Origin of the sequence: Paenibacillus solisilvae (genome assembly GCF_042656405.1) — a bacterium.
Lineage (GTDB): Bacteria > Bacillota > Bacilli > Paenibacillales > Paenibacillaceae > Paenibacillus_Z > Paenibacillus_Z solisilvae.
The window spans coordinates 46,557-66,411 of the sequence record NZ_JBHSOW010000018.1 but is presented as its reverse complement, the minus strand read 5'-3'; the positions used below and the strand labels follow the sequence as shown (position 1 = coordinate 66,411).

Annotated in this window: 16 protein-coding genes and 3 pseudogenes; 1 reads left to right on the top strand and 18 read right to left on the bottom strand. The window is 51.6% G+C overall.

Annotated elements, in window-relative coordinates; genetic code table 11:
* Positions 1 to 143: 143 nt before the first annotated feature.
* From ACFPYJ_RS05735 to ACFPYJ_RS05695, 9 genes and pseudogenes are all read right to left on the bottom strand, one after another.
* Positions 144 to 2,396, bottom strand: coding sequence for a helix-turn-helix domain-containing protein (locus ACFPYJ_RS05735; RefSeq protein WP_379187097.1), 2,253 nt, complete (start codon positions 2,394 to 2,396; stop codon positions 144 to 146).
* A 102-nt stretch (positions 2,397 to 2,498) separates the two neighbouring features.
* The gene (locus tag ACFPYJ_RS05730; RefSeq protein ID WP_379187096.1) at positions 2,499 to 4,127 is read right to left on the bottom strand and encodes an extracellular solute-binding protein; all 1,629 of its coding nucleotides are present in this window, start codon (positions 4,125 to 4,127) and stop codon (positions 2,499 to 2,501) included.
* A 29-nt stretch (positions 4,128 to 4,156) separates the two neighbouring features.
* On the bottom strand, positions 4,157 to 5,068 hold the full coding sequence (locus tag ACFPYJ_RS05725) for a carbohydrate ABC transporter permease (protein WP_379187095.1): 912 nt from the start codon (positions 5,066 to 5,068) through the stop codon (positions 4,157 to 4,159).
* A 12-nt stretch (positions 5,069 to 5,080) separates the two neighbouring features.
* Positions 5,081 to 6,034 carry an ABC transporter permease gene (locus ACFPYJ_RS05720; RefSeq protein WP_379187094.1) on the bottom strand — a complete coding sequence of 318 codons (954 nt, stop codon included), beginning with the start codon at positions 6,032 to 6,034 and terminating at the stop codon, positions 5,081 to 5,083.
* A gap of 184 nt (positions 6,035 to 6,218) precedes the next feature.
* Positions 6,219 to 6,647 (bottom strand): annotated as a pseudogene (locus ACFPYJ_RS05715) (M48 family metallopeptidase); the annotation flags it as partial.
* A gap of 105 nt (positions 6,648 to 6,752) precedes the next feature.
* Entirely contained in the window at positions 6,753 to 7,184 is a 432-nt protein-coding gene (locus ACFPYJ_RS05710; protein WP_379187093.1) for an SRPBCC domain-containing protein, read from the bottom strand.
* A 214-nt stretch (positions 7,185 to 7,398) separates the two neighbouring features.
* Positions 7,399 to 7,617: a helix-turn-helix domain-containing protein gene (locus tag ACFPYJ_RS05705; protein WP_379187092.1), complete on the bottom strand. Its 219-nt coding sequence runs from the start codon at positions 7,615 to 7,617 to the stop codon at positions 7,399 to 7,401.
* A 10-nt stretch (positions 7,618 to 7,627) separates the two neighbouring features.
* Positions 7,628 to 8,106 (bottom strand): annotated as a pseudogene (locus ACFPYJ_RS05700) (DUF2975 domain-containing protein).
* A 17-nt stretch (positions 8,107 to 8,123) separates the two neighbouring features.
* Complete coding sequence (locus ACFPYJ_RS05695) at positions 8,124 to 8,615, bottom strand: DUF2975 domain-containing protein (protein WP_379187091.1); 492 nt, start codon at positions 8,613 to 8,615, stop codon at positions 8,124 to 8,126.
* Positions 8,616 to 9,263: 648 nt separating this feature from the next.
* On the opposite strand from ACFPYJ_RS05695, the pseudogene ACFPYJ_RS05690 reads away from it, so the two are divergent.
* Positions 9,264 to 9,548, top strand: a pseudogene (locus ACFPYJ_RS05690) (YnfA family protein); the annotation flags it as partial.
* Between the two features lie 491 nt (positions 9,549 to 10,039).
* Here the strand turns inward: ACFPYJ_RS05690 and ACFPYJ_RS05685 are convergent.
* The 9 genes from ACFPYJ_RS05685 to ACFPYJ_RS05645 all read right to left on the bottom strand — a co-directional run bounded on the left by ACFPYJ_RS05685 (position 10,040) and on the right by ACFPYJ_RS05645 (position 19,593).
* Entirely contained in the window at positions 10,040 to 10,930 is an 891-nt protein-coding gene (locus ACFPYJ_RS05685) for a helix-turn-helix transcriptional regulator (RefSeq protein ID WP_379187090.1), read from the bottom strand.
* Positions 10,931 to 11,173: 243 nt separating this feature from the next.
* A complete protein-coding gene (locus ACFPYJ_RS05680) occupies positions 11,174 to 12,229 on the bottom strand; it encodes a substrate-binding domain-containing protein (RefSeq protein ID WP_379187089.1) in 1,056 nt (351 codons plus the stop codon).
* A 183-nt stretch (positions 12,230 to 12,412) separates the two neighbouring features.
* Entirely contained in the window at positions 12,413 to 12,865 is a 453-nt protein-coding gene (locus tag ACFPYJ_RS05675; protein ID WP_379187088.1) for a hypothetical protein, read from the bottom strand.
* 5 nt (positions 12,866 to 12,870) lie between these two features.
* Positions 12,871 to 13,182: a hypothetical protein gene (locus tag ACFPYJ_RS05670; RefSeq protein WP_379187087.1), complete on the bottom strand. Its 312-nt coding sequence runs from the start codon at positions 13,180 to 13,182 to the stop codon at positions 12,871 to 12,873.
* Complete coding sequence (locus ACFPYJ_RS05665) at positions 13,179 to 14,246, bottom strand: ABC transporter ATP-binding protein (protein WP_379187086.1); 1,068 nt, start codon at positions 14,244 to 14,246, stop codon at positions 13,179 to 13,181. The genes ACFPYJ_RS05670 and ACFPYJ_RS05665 overlap by 4 nt, the downstream gene beginning before the upstream one ends.
* Positions 14,243 to 15,325 carry an ABC transporter ATP-binding protein gene (locus tag ACFPYJ_RS05660; protein WP_379187085.1) on the bottom strand — a complete coding sequence of 361 codons (1,083 nt, stop codon included), beginning with the start codon at positions 15,323 to 15,325 and terminating at the stop codon, positions 14,243 to 14,245. The genes ACFPYJ_RS05665 and ACFPYJ_RS05660 overlap by 4 nt, the downstream gene beginning before the upstream one ends.
* A 12-nt stretch (positions 15,326 to 15,337) precedes the next feature.
* On the bottom strand, positions 15,338 to 16,492 hold the full coding sequence (locus ACFPYJ_RS05655) for an ABC transporter permease (RefSeq protein ID WP_379187139.1): 1,155 nt from the start codon (positions 16,490 to 16,492) through the stop codon (positions 15,338 to 15,340).
* A gap of 5 nt (positions 16,493 to 16,497) precedes the next feature.
* Positions 16,498 to 17,496, bottom strand: a complete 999-nt coding sequence (locus ACFPYJ_RS05650) for an ABC transporter permease (RefSeq protein WP_379187084.1) — start codon at positions 17,494 to 17,496, stop codon at positions 16,498 to 16,500.
* An 87-nt stretch (positions 17,497 to 17,583) separates the two neighbouring features.
* Positions 17,584 to 19,593, bottom strand: a complete 2,010-nt coding sequence (locus ACFPYJ_RS05645) for an ABC transporter substrate-binding protein (protein WP_379187083.1) — start codon at positions 19,591 to 19,593, stop codon at positions 17,584 to 17,586.
* Between the last annotated feature and the right edge of the window lie 262 nt (positions 19,594 to 19,855).

Sequence of the window (19,855 nt, the reverse complement as noted above, 5' to 3'; positions counted from 1 at the left end):
GCAAGTACTGCTTTGTCTTCGCTTCTTCGTATTCGCTTCTTCGTATTCGCTTCTTCGTATTCGCTTCTTCGTATTCGCTTCTTCGTATTCGCTTCTTCGTATTCCCATGCTCAGTTGGCGTTTCTTCGGCCTAATCCAGCCCTTTAAGCGTAATGCTTATCCGATTTCTGCGTATATTCATTCGGCTTGATTCCCTCATAACGGACAAAGGCACGCTTGAACGAATAGACATTCTCGTAACCTACGCGGGACGCGACTTTGTCGATCTCGCAAGGCTGCTCCCTAAGCAGCTCCTTGGCCCTCTCCATCCGCAGCCGGCATAAATAATCATAGAAATTGACGCCTGCCACCTCCTTGAACGTCTTCGATACACCGGATACCGACATCTCGAATATAGCTGCAAGCGTCTTGAGCGACACGTCCGTTTCGGTATAATTCATCTTGACATAGTGAAGGAGTTTGCCGCCGATCTCCATTGCCGACGGGGTGTTGGAATATTGGATCCGTTCACATATGACCGTCCCCACTTCGAACACATAACCCCACATAGGCCCGATATTCTCCGTATCCACCCGGCTCCCGAACTGCTTGGCATAGATGCCCGCATCGATGTTGAGCTCGGTGAGTACCCTGAGCATCGTTTCGAGCAGTAAGGAGACGAGCCTGATGATGCTTGCCGCGGGCAGGTTGCGCCGCTCGTTCTCCGCTCTGATCTCGCTTAGAATATGGATGGATGTATCCAGGTTTCCCACTTTCAAGTTATTGATCAGCTGGACTTCCCAGTCCGTCGGATAATAATAGTGGACCTCCGGGTGAACCGCTTCCTCCTGCCTTTCCTGAACGTGCCCGCGCATGAAGACCGCCATCTGCAGGCTTTCATTGGCCGCGTAATACGACTTGCTGATCCCGATCAGTCCTTGCTCGACCGCGCCGTGCCAAATGTCGGGCTGAACCTGACAGGCCCGCTCGATGCCTGCCGCTATATCTGATGCGATGCGCCCCATCACCTCATGGTCTGCGAATGGCTGCGCCAGCGATACGATGATGGCTTTGTCCGCATCCGTCACTTCGAACAGCTCATAGTCCAGGGAGCAGCGCTTGAATACTTGTTCGGCGACGATAATGGTAATCAACTCGATCTGCTGGATCCTGGCGATATCCGTGCAATCGTGAAAGCTGTCAAACCGCAGCAGCATCGTGCAATAATACATATCGTTGGTATAGCCGACTCCGAATTTCCGGAAGTCGACCATCTGCTGGTCGGCTGTAAAATAGCCCTTCAGCAAGCGAAGCAGCAGGTTCGAGCGTGCAGCAAGCTCATAATCGGACACCGCCCGCTGGAGCGATTGATTCTCATGAATCAGCTGTTCAAATGAATTCTCGATCCGGTTGTATTCACAGCCGGATCGTGCCGGCTCCGCATCCGGATCGTCCCGCAGCGCAATGGAGAGCTTGTTCAGCAAAGCGGCAAGCGGACGATAGCTGATCTTGGCCAATCCGTAAGCGGCCAAGGTACCGACTACGATAGAGATGAGGATGGCAAGGAGAGAGCCGACCAAATTTTTCACTCCGATCAAACTGTCGTCGTAATAGGAGATCGTGTACTGCCAATCGCTTGCCTGGGAGTTGATCTTAAGCTCGCCTTGTGTTCTTTCTTCTCTACTCGGATCGCTTAAGCTGCTCCTAACTTGCTTGTAGACGATTGCATCGTTCACAGAGATGGTGAAATCAATGGAATCGATACCGCCAAACCGGTTCAAAAACTCGGACAGATACGCATTATCGATGAACAGAACCAGCGTGGCCCGCGGATGGCCCACAACCTCCAAGCTCTGCAGAACGGGAATGACCTTCTTTACGGTTCCCCAGGCACGGACGGATATCGGCATGCCGATATCAAAGAAACGGTATAAGCTGACATCATCCAAGAGATTTCGCTGCACGGCATCATCAAACACGGCAACATCCGAGAAAAAGTCATTCTCGGCATAAGAACCCCATGGCGTCAACACCAGATGCTTCTCGGGATAGATGACCGCCCCGAAGGATACGATGTCCAGCGATCCGATCAGGTTTTGAAGATCCTTCTTGATATCCAGCATGTTCAAGACATCGAAGTCCTGGTCGAATACATTGCTGCTCTCCATCCTTTTCCGAACCCATGACTCCTGGCTCAGCACTTTACCCGCGTTTTGCAGCTCATTCAATTTGTTGTCCATGAGATCCGAGGTCCGCTGTGCGTCTGTCATGTGCTTCTCATACAGCCGATCCTGCTCTTCCTTCACGTTACGATGCATGTTAACCGTGCTGAACACCAAGATGGGAATCATCAGAATTCCAAAATAAGACAAGAACGTCTTCTGAAAGGTGCCGCTTGCCAAACGCCACTTGAGCATGGTAAATTCCGCCTCCCTCAATCGACCGCTATGGGCAAAGGGCAAATCGGACCTGGAACGGGATCTGCCCCTTGCTCATGAATTCATCGCGTGCTCCAATTGTTACTGGATGCTGTTATACCGGTCAAGCAGCTTCTGTTCGATCTCGATCAGCTGATCCAGTCCGAGTTTCTTCAGCTCGGCGATATATTGATCCCAATCGTCAAGTGAGCTTTGACCCAGCGCCAGCTTCGTGGCCAGCTCCGTGGAGTACGTCGTCAGATTGGTTAAGATTTTGGTCTTGGTCTCCAGCTGCTTCTCATCGGGAATGGACAGGTAGTTGTCATTTGAGCTTACATAATAGGGCTTGTAGGTAAGAATCTGCATTTCATTGTCGGTCTTCTGCTGAGGAACACGGGACAATTCAAATTCCAGGTTCGGGAACTGGACGCGCGGGAATACCGTGCCGCCGTACAGCAGTGCGCCCTGGACCTGCTTCGATTTGGCCAGCTCCTGATCATTGCCGTTGTTCATGAACGTCTTGGCGCCGTTCTCGTCTAATTTATAGGTCTGATCTTTAATGCCCCAGTAAAGCAAATCGGCGTATTCCTTCGAATAGACCACATCGAAGAATTTGATGGCAGCCTCAACGTCCTTGGCATCCTTCGTAATCGCGTACTTCTCCCACACCAGATAAGGAGGCTCGATTTGGGCGGCCGGGGTAATGCCGTCAACCGCTTTCAGAGGCATCAGCGGGAGATAGCTTCCACCGCTCTGAACGTTCAGCTCCGACCACATTTCCAGATTGTAGCTATTGAAGGAGGAGATTTTATTTTCGATCATTTTTTGTTCCCTTTGTTCGCCGTTCGCTGCGATCAGATTCGTATCGAGGATGTCTTCCTTCACCATTCGCTGCAAATACCGGAAGTAATCCTTGACTCCCTCCTGATACCACGGGGAGACGATTTTTTTGTTCTCGACATCGACCGCTGTAATGTTGGTGCCAAGGCCGAACCACTGGGCGATCGATTCCGAGAAGGAGCCGGGATTGTAGAGAAGCACCTCATCCTTCTGGCCGTTGCCGTTCGCGTCTTTCTCGCGCATCAGCTTGAGCGTATTCAGGTATTCATCGGCGGTGGTGGGTACCGGGAGGTTCAGCTTGTCGAGCCAGTCTTTGCGCAGCAGCATCGTTAAGGAGACAGGCGCGGGCTGCTTGTCTTGGTACAGTTTTTTGTGAAGACTGCTGAACCAGTACATCTTGCCGTCAGGGGACGTCGTCGTCTTCTTGGCGAACGGGAACTCCTCTTCATACATCTTCTTGATATTACCGTTGCTGTATTTCTCAATAAGCGGATTCAAGTCGAGCAGCGCCCCCTGCTTGGCCAGATTAAGCACCGTCGTATTATCGAGCGCGGAGATGTTTACGATATCGGGCAGCTTGCTGCCTGAAGCCATTCTCGTCTTGATAACGACGCTGTACTGCTCACTGGGAACCAGCTCGTAATCCAGATTCAGCCCTGCACCGGTCAGCATCTTGTCGAGTTCCGTCCACACGGGATATTTCGCCCGCTCATCGAACTTGATGAACCGGCTCGTGCCGGCGGGACCGAGCAGCCGAAGCTTGCTGAGCTGCTGTCCGTCTGCGGAGGAGACATTGCCCTCTTCATTGTTGCTGCCGCAGGCGCTGACAGTCACGGTTAAAGCCAGGGCCACTTGGCATAATAAGAGCTTTTTCATCCAATTTATCTTCATAGATATCCTCCTTGAAAATGGGTTAAGGCCTATTCCTTCAACGAACCGAGAAGCGCCCCCTTGATGAAATATTTCTGAAAGAAGGGGTAGGTGAAGATGACAGGCAGCGCAGTGAACACAATAATCGAATATTTCAGCTGTATGTTCGACAGAATGTTGGTCATGGCATTGTGGGAATCTTCCATCGTCATGGCTTTCAGGTCTACGGTCTGCTGGACGATGACACGGTACAGATACATCTGCAGCGGATGCAGCTTCTCGTTGGGCAGGTAGACAAGCGCGTCGAACCAGCTGTTCCAGATCCCGACGATGCTGTATATGGCGATAACCGCCATAATCGGCTTGGATACGGGCAGAATGATCCGGAAGAGAAGCTGCCAGTGGGAGGCGCCGTCCATGAAGGCGGACTCCTTCAATCCCTCCGGAATCGACATAAAGAATGTCCGGACGAGGATAATGTTCCATATGCTGACCGCGCCGGGGATAATGACTGCGAATACCGTATTATAAAGCCCCAGATTGTTCACGAGAAGGAAGGACGGAATCAGGCCGCCCCCGAAGTACATCGGGATAAGCAGATAGGCAACGACCCATTTGCGCCCATTCAAATGGCGGACCGTTAACGGATATGCACCCAGCATGGCCGTAAGGCAGTTCAGAAGTGTACCGCTTACAACATAGATGATGGTATTGGAATACGCCCACCACATCTGCTTGTCCTTGACGATCAGCTCATAAGAGCCGAGGAAGAAGCCTTTGGGATACCAGAACACGTTCATCGCCGCTACCTCGCTCGGCGAGCTAATGGACATAATGATGACCAGATAGAACGGATACAGCGTAATGAGACAAACCGCAAGCACAATGGCATAAATGATAATATCCACAACGGTCGAGCCTTGCCGGATGGCGTTCGGATTTTTTCTGACCCAGGTGCTCATCGTACTCCTCCTTTACCACAAGGCATAATCAGAATATTTGCGGCTCAGCTTGTTCGCCACGAACAGCAGCGAGATATTAATCAGGGAGATGAACAGTCCGATCGCCGTTCCCGAGCTGAAATTGCCTCCCAGGAGTCCGTCGCGGTACAAATAAGTTCCGATGACATCGGCAGTCTCGTACAGAATCGGATTGTAGATCAATAGGATGAATTCGCTGTTCGCCGTCAGCAGATTGCCGACTGCGAAGATAAGCAGAATGAAGATGGTAGGCCGAATGGAGGGAAGCGTAATATGTATGATCTGCTTGAACCGGTTGGCTCCATCCATCTTTGCCGCTTCGTACATATGGGGGTCGATCGACGATATGGCCGACATATACAGAATGCTGCCCCAGCCGAAGGACTTCCAAATGGTCGTTATCGTATAGATGGCGGGAAAATAGCCCGGCTCGGTATTGAGCGAAAGCGGCGAACCGCCAAACAGCTTGATGATGGCATTGATGATTCCATCCGTATTGATGAAGGATAAGACCATGCCCGCTACGACCACATTGGAGATGAAGTGAGGCAGGTAGCTGGCTGTCTGCACGTACTTCTTGAAGAAGCCGTTCCTCAGCTCATTCATCAGCAGCGCGAACAGGATCGGCACCCAGAAGCCAAAGACGAGCGACAGGAAGCTGAGCGTGAACGTATTGCGCATTAAGCGCAAGAAATACGGACCGCTAAAAAAGTTGGTAAAATGCTTGAAGCCTACCCAGTCCACAACCCCGCTAAGGGAAATGAACGAGTTTCCCGGGGAGTAATTCTGAAAGGCGATGACGATTCCGTACATCGGAATGTAGCTGAACACGAAGATATGCAGCAGCACGGGAAGCATGATCAAGTAGAGCTGGATATTCTCCTGAAAGCGAAACGAAGGTTGTTTTTTCGACTTTGCATTCACTTTCGTAAGCGCAACTGCTTTCATGTAGGTTGAAGTCTCCTCTCCCAATATGATGACGGTTCATCCGGGCCCGGTTCCGTACATTTCATGGTAGAGACTCCCTCATTAGAAGGCAACAAACATTTTTTGAATGCGTTCGCAATTTTTTCGCGTTGCAATAATAGGGTCAAATCTGTTTACAAAAACAAAAAAAAGGCAGAATCTCTGCCTAATCGAGCGGGAATATCATGATCAACTGACCATAGGTTTCTAAGTACGCCTGCTTCTCTTTGTAGTCCGGCATTATGCTTCCCACACGTCTCCAGAAGGAGCGATCATGGTTCATATGAAGCAGATGACACAGCTCATGGATGATGACATAGTCAATCACTTCGACAGGAGCCATGGCTAAACGATAGTTAAACGTAACCTTCTTACTTGAGCTGCAGCTGCCCCATTTGGTCTTCGACTCTACGACCTCAATGGATTTCGGTTTGACTCTCAGCTGTGCTTGATAATCTTTTATCCGTTCGCCAACTATTTTCTTACAGCTTGAGAAATAGAACTTCTTGAGATTCTTCTTGCGTTCTTCTTCGTTTAAGCCGCCGGTTTCTATTAACTCATGAAGAGAATACGGCTTGCCGAGATAGAGGAACTTTGCGCTGCTTGTGTCTGACATAGCCACCATCGTTTCTGTATTGTTGGGCATTAACGCAGCTCGTCATTCTGGTGACGGCTTATACCGCTATCGTTAATGAATCAATCACTTCACTAATGCCGCCCTCAAAATAACCCCATACTCCAAATAGCCCTTCAAGCAGGTCAGCATATAAACCCAGCCTTCTTTATTATCCAGCAGTTGGCTTACCAGATCCTCATCGGTTTCCGTCCAGCCGCGCTGATCGACTTCAATAGTTGTACTCACGTTGTCTGGCTCATTCAGCGAAATCGTAACCACATGCTCGGTTCCAGCCCACTTAAACACAATTTTCTTATTTATCTCTATTTTCAAGACTTCGATATCTACCTGCGCATCATATTCTTCATATCTCAATGTAACCGTCCTGCCTTGTTCTAATCTTGCTGAATCTGATGAGAACCAGTAATTCGACATTTTCTTAAGGTCGATAAAGGCGTCAAATACTTCATTGACCGGTTTTACGATTTTAATTTTCGCGTTTACATGGAGCTCCATATTGAATCAACTCGCTTTCGGAGGATTTATGTCGGATAGAATGCAGGTCATATTCTGAAAATCAGGGAATCATAGCGCTTTATTTTATTATCAATAAATTCCGTGATAAGTGCAATGCAGTAGTGCGTGGCGCGAGGCATAAAAAGAGGCCGCCCATACCATATAACGGATTCCCTTTTGAGGTGCAAACATTGCAAATCACAGTTGTCTGTTTTTATTGAGTGTCCTCATCGCTTTTGTACTCCAAAATATCACCCGGCTGACAATCCAAAGTCTTACATATCGCTTCTAATGTTGAAAAACGAACCGCTTTTGCTTTCCCATTTTTCAGAATGGAAAGATTCGCCATAGTAATTCCAACCCTCTCAGAAAGCTCCGTTACGCTCATTTTTCGTTTTGCTAACATCACATCAATATTAGTAATAATTTCCATATCCTCCACCTCAGACCGTCAAATCATTTTCTGATTTTATGTTAATCGCTTCTTGTAGAAGCCGTTGGAGGATAGCAGCAAAAACGGCGATAACCAACGAAGCAAAAATGATGATGAGCCCCATTAATCCAATAGGAGGGTCAACTTTCTTCGCTATAAAACGAAAGAGTGGCAAACCTAATACATACAAACCACTGATTGTAATCGCACAGCACTTTATGTTCTTTAACGCCTTTACAGATAATTCCGAGAACGCTGCGTTCTCGTCAATGTACCGTAAAAGATTGAAAGCCTGATAGAGAGCAAAGTAAAAAGGCACAGCCGCTCCATACATCACGATGAAAACGAGATATTTCATTAGGGCAATATTTGGATACAATTTTGCTGCGAAATTCGCCATATGGGGCACTAAAAATATGCACAAAGCAAGAACTGAGATTCCTATAAAAATACAGCTAGCTTTAAAAAGAGTGTCGTAACTTGTTTCATAAAAAGTACCTCATTAATTAAATTTTCTCATTTTTTGACTTAATATCTGGGACATTTTTTAATGGCTTTTGAAGTGCATCCACAATGGCTGCGATGATACTAGTTGCTAAAATACCCATTAGACTTAGTGATATAGGACCTGCTGGGTCGTCTCCTGTGATTTTAGCAAGCACCTTTAAGCTTACTATTCCTAACAGAATGAGGAAAATGACTGTAAAAGCACATTTTTTTATAACCTTCAAAGATTTAAGGGATAATTCAGAGAAAGCATTGTTTTTTTCGATATAGGTTAGTAGTTTAAATGCTTGATGCAACGCAACAGAAAACGTAATACAGAATCCATATGCACATACTAAAAAGGGGATTAGAAAATAAGCCGTATCTGGATGTACCTTTGCATCTTTAATGGCTATCTCAGGCAACCAATAGATACATAAAGCCAGCATCGCAATTCCAATCAGAAAAATAATTACCTTTAAGAAAGTAGTTGAACCTTGTTTAACCTTCATTTAAAGCACCTCACTGATTTAATAACAAAATGACTTTAACACATAATTTATTGTTTTGCAATAAATTAATATCGTTTTTAATTATATTATTATTGTTATTGTTATATCCTTTTAATTTTGACAAAAACAAAAAACATTTCTCATTACAAAGAAATGCTCTTATTTTAAAATGTTAAATTTAATAATATCCTTCATCGATCCCTAACATCTCACACGAGCGTTTAACAGGAGTTCTGTTTAAAAGTTGAGCAGCTAAATCAGGCAAGATATCATTTCGTTTTTGATGATATGTTGTGGTTTCTCTTCGGCTAGGCACTAAGTCTAGACTTCATTATTCACACCCAACGCTGTGATCATCTGTATTTTATCGTTGAGCTCATTACGTAAGAAAGCTTTTGCTTCGGCATTTCCCGTTAGCTGCAATAAAAATCGGTTCGTTGTCATGACTTGTACAAACCGTGAACGTTAAAAACGGACAACATCTCCGTTCAAAGCTAATCCAATCATACAATAGACGCAGCGAATCTGAATCACCAGGAAATTGATACTCAATCCCTGACTCAATTTCCACAACTCCGAGCCTTCTTTTTTCTAATTCGCCCCAAGCGTCCTTGTAATCTATACGCTCTATTTTGTTAGTAACGATCTGTTGCAGGACTTGCCGAAATTGGTGGAGGTTATCTCGTTTGGCAATGGCTTCGGGAATCCAAGCCCCTGTGGTACGGTATCGTTGGAAGCCTCATCCTAATCGCCTATGGCATCATTCCTACGCTGCAGAACTTCCCTTCATTTGGTCGCGTCTATGCAGCATACGGCGGAGTATTCATTATTCTTGCTGTGCTGTGGGGATGGCTTGTCGATAAAAAAACACCCGATATGTACGATTGGATCGGAGCCATTGTTTGTGTTGTTGGAGTATCCATTATGCTTTGAGCTCCTAGAAGTTAATACGTTATTCTGCCAGTTCGTCCAACGACGCTATCTCACACACTCGCCCCCCTGTAACGAAACAATGAGGCTGCCCCAAAAGCCATAATGGCTTAGGGGCAGCCCCGTTTTAGCACCAGATCCTTGTTACACCCCAGCCTATACTGGAATTCGTACAGTTAAAAGACTTCCTTCCGATTAAAACGGTCTCTATACTGCATTCCATGCAGCTATATCGCCCCAATGAGCCTTTTGGAGCCCAATTTGACATTTATAACTGGAAAAATCCAGTATAGCGCTTGGTTCGTACATCTACAGCCCGAAATAGCTGTAAAAATCCAGTATAGATAGATGTGCATGCGTCATGCGGGTTGACTGTCGACACATCGGCCTGCCTCGCGCCTGGAGCTGCGCACCATGCAGAATTAAACCGCGAATGCTAAGCACGCTGCAAGTTGTTCGCACAAGTGCAGTAAGGGTTTGCCACAACTAATCCCTTATGATCTTAAGACATCGGGCGTCCTCACTGCCGTCGGCAGCTGTTTGAACTCGCTCGGCGTAAGATCCGTCTCCTTCTTAAAGTTGTTGCTGAAGTAATGGATGCTGGCATATCCCAGCGATTGTGCGATCTGCTCGACAGGCTCGCCCTTGAGCAGCGCGGCCTTCGCCTGCTTGATCCGCTCCGCAATCAGATATTCCTTCGGGTTCTGCCCCACCTCCCGGCAGAACAGCCCCGTGAAATAGCTGGGGTGATAACCGCAAAGCTCCGCCAGCTCGCTGACGGACCATTTTCTGGCCGGCTGCTCGCGCATAGCTGCTAGAGCGGGTTCAATCTTGCTCAGCAGCAGCCCTTTGCTGCGGCAGGCCAGATGACGGACGAGGACGGTCAGCAGCTCCATAAGCAGCGCCCGAAGTGCATAGGGATAGGCTTCAAGCTCGTCCTGATACTCCTTGAACATTCTGGTCATAATGGAATCCAGGCCAACGATGGAGAAGTGATGCGGGATCTCGATATCCCCGCCGTTATGCACACTGATGCGGCAGGACTCCGCCTTCTTTTTCATCGCTTCGCTAGATACGTTTCTTATCCGAAACGCGGGATGAATGGGCTCAGGCGAGACCTCGTGCCAGGAAAAATGAAAGCTGAAATACTGGGTAGGGCGCGTAATGGAGAGAATATGCGGGCTGTCAGGCCCATAAAACACGCATTCGCCGGGACGGATCCGGAATCGTTCCGGGCCAAGCTGCAGCCTCGCTTCACCGGTAATGACTGAGAACAACTGCCAGTCGGGTATCGTGCGCGGACCCCAATATTCCCCGGTTTCCGCCATCGCACGGCTGGCAAAGTTCAACGTTGGCGTTACACTGAGCAGCTTCCCGATATACATAAAAAACCTCCTCGCGCGATTCTGTTAGCCTTGCCCGTGCTGAACAAGAAGAAAAGGTTGTTATCGTCCTCTGACTGCGGTTGCAATTTCCCCCCTATGAGATCTAATCGAAGAATAGGGAATCCTTAACCTTTCTTCTATTTTATATAAATCGGTTCTCTGAAGCCCGTTACGACGCATGGTAACACCCAATTATCGCCAGCCTTCCGCAAGCTCATTATTAATTTCTCAGCTTCACTGCATCTACTTCTCTTGATTGATAGGGTTCGATCTGGCCGGCAGGACCGAATTCCGATAGATCAGCTTGCACGGAAGCGATGCGAAGGCGGCTTCCTCATCCGTAAGCAGCAGACGCACGGCCTGCTGTCCCATCTCCGTGAACGGCTGGACGACACTGCTCAGCGGCACCCGAAGATAAGGCGAAGACGGCACCTCGCCCATGACGAACAGGGACAGATCCTCGGGAATGCTCACTCCGTTGTCAATGGCCCATCCCAGTACCGCCAGCCCCGACGTATAATCCGCCGCATAGATGGCCGTGCATTCAGGATGGCCCTCCAACCAATTTGCCAGCACCCCCGCCACCTCGCCCTGGCTTTCCGGACGATATACGATCCAATCGGGGTCTGGAGGCAGGCCTGCCTCCACCAGTGCATCCACATACCCCTTCACTTTCTGTTCATAGTTCGATAAATTGCGCTGTACGCCGAACATCAGAATGTGCCTGTGACCGCACTCTAACAGGTGGCCGACCGCCCTGCGGGTTCCTTCCCGGGTATCGGAGTTCACCCATCTCGCCTCCGGAAAGGTAAGCTCCGCTCCCAATACGACGAAACGGTCACCCCGATGAAGCGCCTCCTCCAATAAAGGAAAGTCGGACAGGGCGGGTGTAATGACGATCCATTGATCCAAATCCCGAAAGCGGTTGTAATCCTGCAGGTCGATAAACTGAACCGCATATCCCTCCGCTCCGGCCGCCATTCGGATTCCCTCCATCATTGCCTGTACGGAATAGTAGACACTGTCCCTTGCGTTGCACAGCAGTACCGAGATCGTACCAGGGCGAAGATCCTGTCCGGCAGGGACGGTGCTGACGAACGTGCCTTTTCCTTTGGAAGCATACAGCGTGCCTTCCAGGATCAGCTCCTGAATGGCCCGATTGACTGTCGCCCAGCTGCAGCCGAACTTCTCGGTAAGTGCCCAGCGTCCGGGAAGCAGATCGTTCGGAAGCAGCTGCTTGTTACGGATTTGCCGGGCTATCTCGCGCTTAATCGCCACATAATGCGGTACGTCCGCCATAGGTCCTCCCTCCGCTTCCCATCGGTTGTTATCGTGCCAGCTGCCTGGGAGCTGATATGGAACCGGTTTGCTGATGCCGTCCATGCATGGCAGCGCATCAAACGCATCATAATGCCGCTTCGCGGTGTTGAAACCGCCCCGGAATCAAGCAGCCTAAAGTCTGACAAGAGCCCGGAAGCCGCTTCAGGCTGACCGGCGGCTCCTTGTGTACCGGTAGAAATAGAAAAGCGTGGCGCACAGAACGGCTTCGCCCGCGATAGTCAGAACCGTTGACGCGGAGAAAGGCTCCGCCGTCAACACCATGCGCAGCGCCCTGGCGCACAGCAGCAGCAAGACCAGAACCGCATCAATGAACAGGAACCGGCTCCAGAGGGTGCCGCTTACTGCGGCTTTGTACAGCCCGTCTTGGATGAAGAATACGCTTGCCAGCCAGATCAAACCGAAGATGAGAAAGGTGAAGGTCTGAATGGCGTCCCACGACCAGGTGCTGATCCCGCTCAGGGCCAAGAAGATTTTCACCAGCGCATGCAGCGACAGCCAGAGGGCAAGACCGGCCAGCGACGGCACGATGCAGAGCAGCCATGACCAGAGCGACGCGCTGGCCTTACGCCTCTCCTTCTCGATAAAAGAATCCAAAGCGGCTATCCCCCTTTCCCGGATTTCGCCTGCTCCAGCTTGGACAGCAGCAGCTCGCGCGTGGCCTCGCTGTCGACAAGTCTTGTCCTGCGTACGTATATTGCCAATTGATTCAACCGCTTTATCGCCTTCCGGTTGTCCTGTCTGCCGCTGACCCATGCTTCCGGCACGCTGCCCGTATCCATGATATGCTCCAGGACCCGGTGCTTCTCGCCTACCGTACGGCGGATCAATGTCCGGATCAACCAGACGGAGCCCAGCATGAACGCCACCATTGCCAGCAGATACAGCAGAATTGCGGCTGCAAACGGGTTCATGAAAGCTGCGCTCCCTGAAGCGTAAGCTCCTCCGCCCGGTGGCAGGCTACAAAGTGGTCCTCGCTGACTGGCCGCCAAACCGGCTTCTCGCTCCTGCAGATCTCCTGTGCATAAGGGCAGCGGGGGTGAAAATAACAGCCGGACGGGGGATTCGCCGGGTTGGCGACTTCACCGGCAAGCACGATCCTCTCCACCTTCTTCCGTGGATCCGGCACCGGCTTCGCCGACAGCAGCGCTTCCGTATACGGATGGCGGGGCCGCATGAACAGATCCTCCGTTCTGGCGGTCTCAACCATGCGCCCGACATACATGACGCCGACGCGGTCCGAAATATGCTGAATGACGCCCAGATCATGAGAGATAAACAGGTAGCTGAGGCCGAGCTGCTTCTGCAAATCCTGAAGCAGGTTCAGAATCTGGGCCTGCACGGACACGTCCAGCGCGCTTACGGCTTCGTCGCACACGACGAAACGGGGATTGGTGGCGAGCGCCCTGGCTATGCCGATCCGCTGCCGCTGCCCGCCGCTGAATGCATGCGGATAACGGTCCATATGTCTGCTGTTCAGCCCCACCATCTCCACGAGCTGCCGGACGCGGATTCGAAGTTCTTCACCGCTCGCCAGCTTGTTGCAGATCAGCGGCTCGCCTACGATATTCTGTACGGTCATGCGCGGATTCAGGGATGAATACGGATCCTGGAAAATCAGCTGAATGTCGCGGCGAAACTTCCGCAGTTCCTTGGCGTCCAGCTTATTAAGATCTCTCATCTGCCCTTCTCTATCCCTGAACAGGGTGGCGCCTTCCGAGGGCTCGATCGCGCGCAGTACGCAGCGTCCGAGCGTCGTCTTGCCGCAGCCCGATTCACCGACCAGGCCGAACGTCTCGCCCTCGCGAATGTAGAAGTTGACGTCATCGACGGCTTTCACATACCCGTCCATCCGCTGGAAGAAGCCTTTTCTAATCGGAAAATATTTTTTGAGCGACTGCACATTAAGGATAATATCGTTCTTAATCTTGCTGACCCGGACCACGTCGAAGGCGGTCGATTCCCTCACTTGGCTCATCGGCCGTCACCCCCTGTGTATGGTTCCTCGGCAAACAGGCACCTGACATAGTGGTTATCCTTGACCTTCACAAGCGGGATATCCGCCACGTTGCAGACACCGCTCTGCGCTTTCTTACAGCGGGAATAGAAGCCGCAGCCTGCCGGCAGATTCATCGGATACGGAACGGAACCATCGATGGACTCCAACCGCTCGCTTCTCCGGGCGACGGACGGAATGGAGTGGAGCAGCGCAATCGTATACGGATGACGCGGACCGTAGAACAGCGTATCCACATCCGTATATTCCACAACTTTACCCAGATACATAACCGCAACCTCGTCGGACATTTCCGCAATGACTCCCAGGTCATGCGTAATGAAAATAACGGAGGTGTTCAGCTTCTCCTTCAGATCGTTGATCAGCTTCAGCACCTGCGCTTGAACCGTCACGTCGAGCGCCGTCGTCGGTTCGTCGGCAATCAGTATATTCGGGTGGGATGCAAGCGCCATGGCGATCATGGCCCGCTGCCGCATCCCCCCGGAGAGCTGATGCGGATATTCATTGAGCCGCTGCTCCGGATTGGACATGCCGACACTGATCAGCGTCTCCAGCGCGATGTCCCATGCTTCCTTCTTGTCAGAGGTCCGGTGCAGCAGGATGGCCTCCATAATCTGGTTGCCGATGGTATGGATCGGAGAGAACGCCTTCATCGGCTCCTGGAAGATCATGGCGATCTCACCGCCGCGGATGCTGCGGATCTCTTTGCCGACCGGATCCAGCTTAACCAGATCGACAACATCCCCCGTCCCGCTCCCGCCCGCTGCTTCGTTCTGGCGCTTCAGCAGAATCTCGCCTTCCGTCTTCCCGGGATTCGGCACGATGCGAAGCAGCGCCTGGGACGTGACGCTCTTGCCGCATCCGCTCTCCCCTACGATCCCCAGCGTCTTGCCCTTGCGAATGACGAGATCTACGCCGTCAACGGACTTCAACCTGCCTTCATCGAGGTGAAAATGAACCTTCAGGTCCTTTACCTCCAATATCACGTCATCGCCCTTCTGACCCATGGTCATGGACGGGTTCGGCATCTCAACACTCATTGGTCGCCCTCCTTATTTGTAGGGATCGGCTGCATCGCGTAGGCCGTCTCCGAGGAAATTGAACATCAGCACGGTAAGAATGATGAGCGCTGCCGGCCACAGCAGCCACGGATGGTGAGCAAGCGTCTCCAGATTCTGCGCGTCCTGGAGCAGCACGCCCCAGCTGACGACAGGCGGCGCCAGGCCGATGCCGAGAAAGCTGAGCGCCGTTTCACCCAGAATGGTGGCCGGAATCGACAAGGTGATATTGACGATGATGTAGCTGGCAAACGAAGGCAGCAGATGCTTGGTGACGATCCGCATGTCGCTTGCGCCGGCGAGCCGGGCCGCCATCGTGAAGTCTTCTTCGCGGAGCGACAAAATTTTACCCCGCACAACGCGGGCAAGTCCAGTCCATCCGATGATGGAGAAAATGATGATCATTCCGAAATAAATTTCCAAGGCCGACCAGTTTCGCGGCATTGCCGCCGACAGGGCCATCCACAGCGGAATGGTGGGAATACAGATCAGCAGGTCGATCGTACGCTGGACAACCGTATCCGTCACACCGCCCAAGTAGCCCGAAATACCGCCGAGCACGAGGCCCAGAATAAGCGTCAGAACAATGCCCATAATACCGAACGCCAGCGATATTCGTGCGCCGTACAGCATCCTAGAGAACAGGTCGCGCCCAAGATCGTCCGTCCCCGCCAGGAAGAAGGGCGCCTTCGGATCCTTCGTGCCGATGAAATGAATGTCGGCCGGAATGAAGCCCCACATTTTGTAAGGCTCGCCTTTGACGAAGAAATGCACATAAATCCGTTTGCTCTTATCCTGCTCGAACGTGCGCAGGAAGGTCTCCTTGTTCACCGACATCTTCATGTCGTAGACGAACGGCCGGAAGCTGAAGCCCGCCTCCTTGTCGTAGAAGTGGATGGTTTGCGGCGGCGTATTCTTATACGCGGTGAACCGCTCCAGCGGCACCTTCGGCGATAGAAATTCACAGAATGCAGCGGTCAAGTAGAGCAGAATCAGAATAATGGCGGCGGCCATGGCCATCTTGTGCTTCTTGAATTTCCACCACATGAGCTGCCACTGGGACGCGACCTCATAAGAATCGCTCTGCTCCATTTTCCTCGACTTGCCGAGTCTGAACCATCTCCGTTTACCGACTGTTTTCTCCAACATGGTATTCAATCGGCAACCCCCCCAAAGCGAATACGCGGATCAAGCCACGCCAGCAGAATATCGGACAGCAGTGTCCCGAGCACCGTCAAGACGCTGACGATGAGCAGGAAGCTTCCGGCGAGATACATATCCTGGAACATAAGCGCCCGCAGGAGAATCGGTCCGGTCGTCGGCAGGTTCATGACGATCGATACGATCGCCTCACCTGAGATCAGTGCCGGGAGCGTCCACCCGATCGTACTGATCAGCGGGTTGAACGCCATCCGAACCGGATACTTAAACAGCAGCTTCTTGCCTTCCACACCCTTGGCGCGTGCCGTAATTACGTACTGCTTCGACAATTCGTCCAGCAGCATGCCGCGCATGACACGGATCAGCCCCGCTGTTCCCGACATGCCGATTACGACAACGGGCAGGATCAGATGCGGCAGCATATCTATTACCTTGGCCATACTCCACGGCGCATCGACATATTCGGGCGAGAACAGCCCGCTTAGCGACACGCCCGTATTCACGAAGACGAAATACAGTACGACGAGCGCAATCAGGAAGCCGGGAACGGCAAGCCCGATAAACCCGATGAACGTGAACACATAATCAAGCGGCGAGTATTGATGCGTGGCGGAATAAATACCGATCGGAATGGCAATCGCCCAGATGAAGATCAGAGAGATGACGGAGATGACCATTGTCAGCATCAGGCGGTCGCCGAGCACTTCGGCAACCGGCTGGTTCCATTGGAACGAGCGGCCCAAATCTCCCTCGAGCAGAATGTTTTTCATCCAGATGAAGTACTGCATGATGAAAGACTGATCCAGTCCGTATTGGTGCTGCAGGCTCAGAATGGTGCCCTGATCGACCTCCGTGCCGGACATCTCAAGCTGCTGGATATACGTTTCAAGGAAATCGCCGGGCGGCAGCTGGATAATAAAAAATACGATGACGCTGATCGCCAGCAAGAGCGGAACCAGCTGCAGCACACGGTAGCCAATATAATTAAGCATGTTAGCCCTCCTTCTCCAGAATCAAGCGGCAAGGCCCAGGGCGCCGATTACAGTCGTCTGCGCCCTGGTTCCCACCGCCCTTGTTCTCTACTCGGCGTAGAAGAATTGCTCGCCGCTGAAGTTGGTTGCGATCGCGAAAGCCTGATCATTGGCGATATTATGCAGCTTGCTGTTCACGATAAGCGGCTGCTTCACGTTGCCCAGATGAATGAAATAGTAATAGTTGTCGGCCATCGTTTTCTTCATGTCCTCGAACAACGCTTTCGCGTCTTTCGGGTCGCTGGCGACTGCTGCATCGACTTTGTCGTAGAAGGCCTCGACCTCTTCCGGCGGCTTAACGCCTTTCTTGCCGCTGGACGTATGATAGACGTCCCACGACGCGCCCCAGAGACCCTGGCCCCAGTCGCCCATGTACCAAAGCGGCGTATGCGTCCATATGATGGTGGCCTTCAGCTCATTCGCCTCGCGGCGCTTGCCCCACAGCGTCGAATCGATCGTCTTCATCTGGACGTCCAGGCCCAGCTGCTTCCACATCTCGACGATCAGCTCCGTCATCGGCACGATATCGGGTGCCTGCGCGCCGATCTCGAACGGAATCGTGAACTTCTTCCCGTCGGGACCGACACGGAAGCCGTCAGAGCCTTTCTTCATGCCCATCTCATCGAGCAGCTTGTTTCCGGCATCCACGTCATACGTTTGGTCCATGAACTGCCCCGGCTCGGCGAAGCCGTAGTAGATCGAGTCGATGATCTCATCCCGGTCGATCGCCAGACTGAGCGCCTTCCGGAAGCGGACATCCTGCACGACCTTCTGCCAGTTCGGATCCTTGTTGCTCTCATTCAGGAAAATATCCGTCGGCGTCACGTGCATGTTGGCAAGCAGCGCCTTATAGCCCTTGCTCTCGTTCTCCTTGTACAGCGGCATCTTGACAAGCGCTGCGGACTCACGGGAAAAGTCGACTTCCCCAGCGATCGTCTTCAGCGTAACCATCTCGATATCCTGTACGAGCGAGCTCTGGATCTTGTCGATGTAAGGCAGCTGGTTGCCCGCCGGGTCTACCTTGAAGTAGTAGGGATTGCGTTCAAAGGTGGCTGTTGATCCCGTCTTCTTCACGAACTTCCATGGATAGAGAACGGGGAATCCCACCGCCTTGCCGTTCGTCAGCTCCGTATTCGAGATGTCCTTATCGTTGAACAGGTTGACCCACTCGCCCTTCTGGAAGCCGGCTTTCTTGATTTCAGGCTCCAGCTTGGCCAGATCGGTGTATTTCTTATGGTATTTCTTCAGGTAATGCGCCGGGCGCAGCAGTTCAGGATAACCGCGCCATCCCTGAATCGCCATCCGGATCAGCAGACCGCCGTACGGCTTGTCGAAGCTCAGCTTGAACGTATAGTCGTCAACAAGCTCGAATTTCATCGGCGTGCCGGTCGGGTCGCCCGCGGCATTCAGCCAAGCCGGGAATATCGGTGTCAGCTCCTTGTTGAACAGGACGTCCTCCACCGTAAACCGGACGTCTTCGGAGGTTACCGGTTCGCCGTCCGACCATTTCAGTCCTTTGCGCATGGTGAACGTGAACGTCTTCTCATCCGCGCTCATTTCATAGCCTTTCAGCACATTGCCGGTGATCTCATCGCCGAGAATACCGGGCGTGTTGAGCAGCGGTTCGTTCTCCATCACGAACACGTCCGCATCCCAGTCTACCACCGACGTAACCGTGCGCAGAGTGCCGCCGTATTTGCCGATTTCGTACTTGAGCATGGATTCCGGCATCTCGTTCGTGATCTTATAGTCTTCAGGCAGGCGTTCCTTAACAGGGGGGAGTGACATGGATTCCAGCATAGGGGCTTGTTTGAATTCTGTGATAGCCGCTGCCGTCGTCGTGCCGCCGCCTCCTTTGCCCGTTTCATCGGAGGGAGCCGGCTTATTGTCCGCTTTCTCGGCATTGCTGGCTTTGTCATTCGCAGGCGTATTTCCCTTATTCGCGGTATCAGAGGGTGCATTCGTTCCTCCGTCGTTTGTGCAGGCGCTTAACATGACCGTCAAGGCTAGCACCAGGACGAGAAATGCGGACATTCCTTTTATCGTTTTCTTCTTCATAGACATCCTCCAACCGGTTGAGTTTGTGAACACTCATACATGACCTTCGGTTCGTGACATTTGATGCCTGTCATATCTTGGATGCGGGGCAGTTTCGGTCTGGCATTTGAAGACGCCTTAATTCTATGCGCAAGGTATGGTTCCCTGTCGCCGGCGCCGATTGCAGAGAATCGTAAGACTTGCATTCCATTCCGGAGACCACGAACTTATATATATAGGTTCGACCGGAAGAGGGCAAAGTGATTGATCCATCTCGGAAATT

What these genes read in the sequence shown, in the direction of transcription:
- ACFPYJ_RS05685 (WP_379187090.1), bottom strand. Translation starts at nt 10,930, where the DNA reads ATGTATATCGGGAAGCTGCTCAGTGTAACGCCAACGTTGAACTTTGCC.
- ACFPYJ_RS05710 (WP_379187093.1), bottom strand. Translation starts at nt 7,184, where the DNA reads ATGGAGCTCCATGTAAACGCGAAAATTAAAATCGTAAAACCGGTCAAT.
- ACFPYJ_RS05670 (WP_379187087.1), bottom strand. Translation starts at nt 13,182, where the DNA reads ATGAACCCGTTTGCAGCCGCAATTCTGCTGTATCTGCTGGCAATGGTG.
- ACFPYJ_RS05660 (WP_379187085.1), bottom strand. Translation starts at nt 15,325, where the DNA reads ATGAGTGTTGAGATGCCGAACCCGTCCATGACCATGGGTCAGAAGGGC.
- ACFPYJ_RS05705 (WP_379187092.1), bottom strand. Translation starts at nt 7,617, where the DNA reads ATGGAAATTATTACTAATATTGATGTGATGTTAGCAAAACGAAAAATG.
- ACFPYJ_RS05725 (WP_379187095.1), bottom strand. Translation starts at nt 5,068, where the DNA reads ATGAGCACCTGGGTCAGAAAAAATCCGAACGCCATCCGGCAAGGCTCG.
- ACFPYJ_RS05645 (WP_379187083.1), bottom strand. Translation starts at nt 19,593, where the DNA reads ATGAAGAAGAAAACGATAAAAGGAATGTCCGCATTTCTCGTCCTGGTG.
- ACFPYJ_RS05665 (WP_379187086.1), bottom strand. Translation starts at nt 14,246, where the DNA reads ATGAGCCAAGTGAGGGAATCGACCGCCTTCGACGTGGTCCGGGTCAGC.
- ACFPYJ_RS05720 (WP_379187094.1), bottom strand. Translation starts at nt 6,034, where the DNA reads ATGAAAGCAGTTGCGCTTACGAAAGTGAATGCAAAGTCGAAAAAACAA.
- ACFPYJ_RS05680 (WP_379187089.1), bottom strand. Translation starts at nt 12,229, where the DNA reads ATGGCGGACGTACCGCATTATGTGGCGATTAAGCGCGAGATAGCCCGG.
- ACFPYJ_RS05695 (WP_379187091.1), bottom strand. Translation starts at nt 8,615, where the DNA reads ATGAAGGTTAAACAAGGTTCAACTACTTTCTTAAAGGTAATTATTTTT.
- ACFPYJ_RS05650 (WP_379187084.1), bottom strand. Translation starts at nt 17,496, where the DNA reads ATGCTTAATTATATTGGCTACCGTGTGCTGCAGCTGGTTCCGCTCTTG.
- ACFPYJ_RS05730 (WP_379187096.1), bottom strand. Translation starts at nt 4,127, where the DNA reads ATGAAGATAAATTGGATGAAAAAGCTCTTATTATGCCAAGTGGCCCTG.
- ACFPYJ_RS05655 (WP_379187139.1), bottom strand. Translation starts at nt 16,492, where the DNA reads ATGTTGGAGAAAACAGTCGGTAAACGGAGATGGTTCAGACTCGGCAAG.
- ACFPYJ_RS05735 (WP_379187097.1), bottom strand. Translation starts at nt 2,396, where the DNA reads ATGCTCAAGTGGCGTTTGGCAAGCGGCACCTTTCAGAAGACGTTCTTG.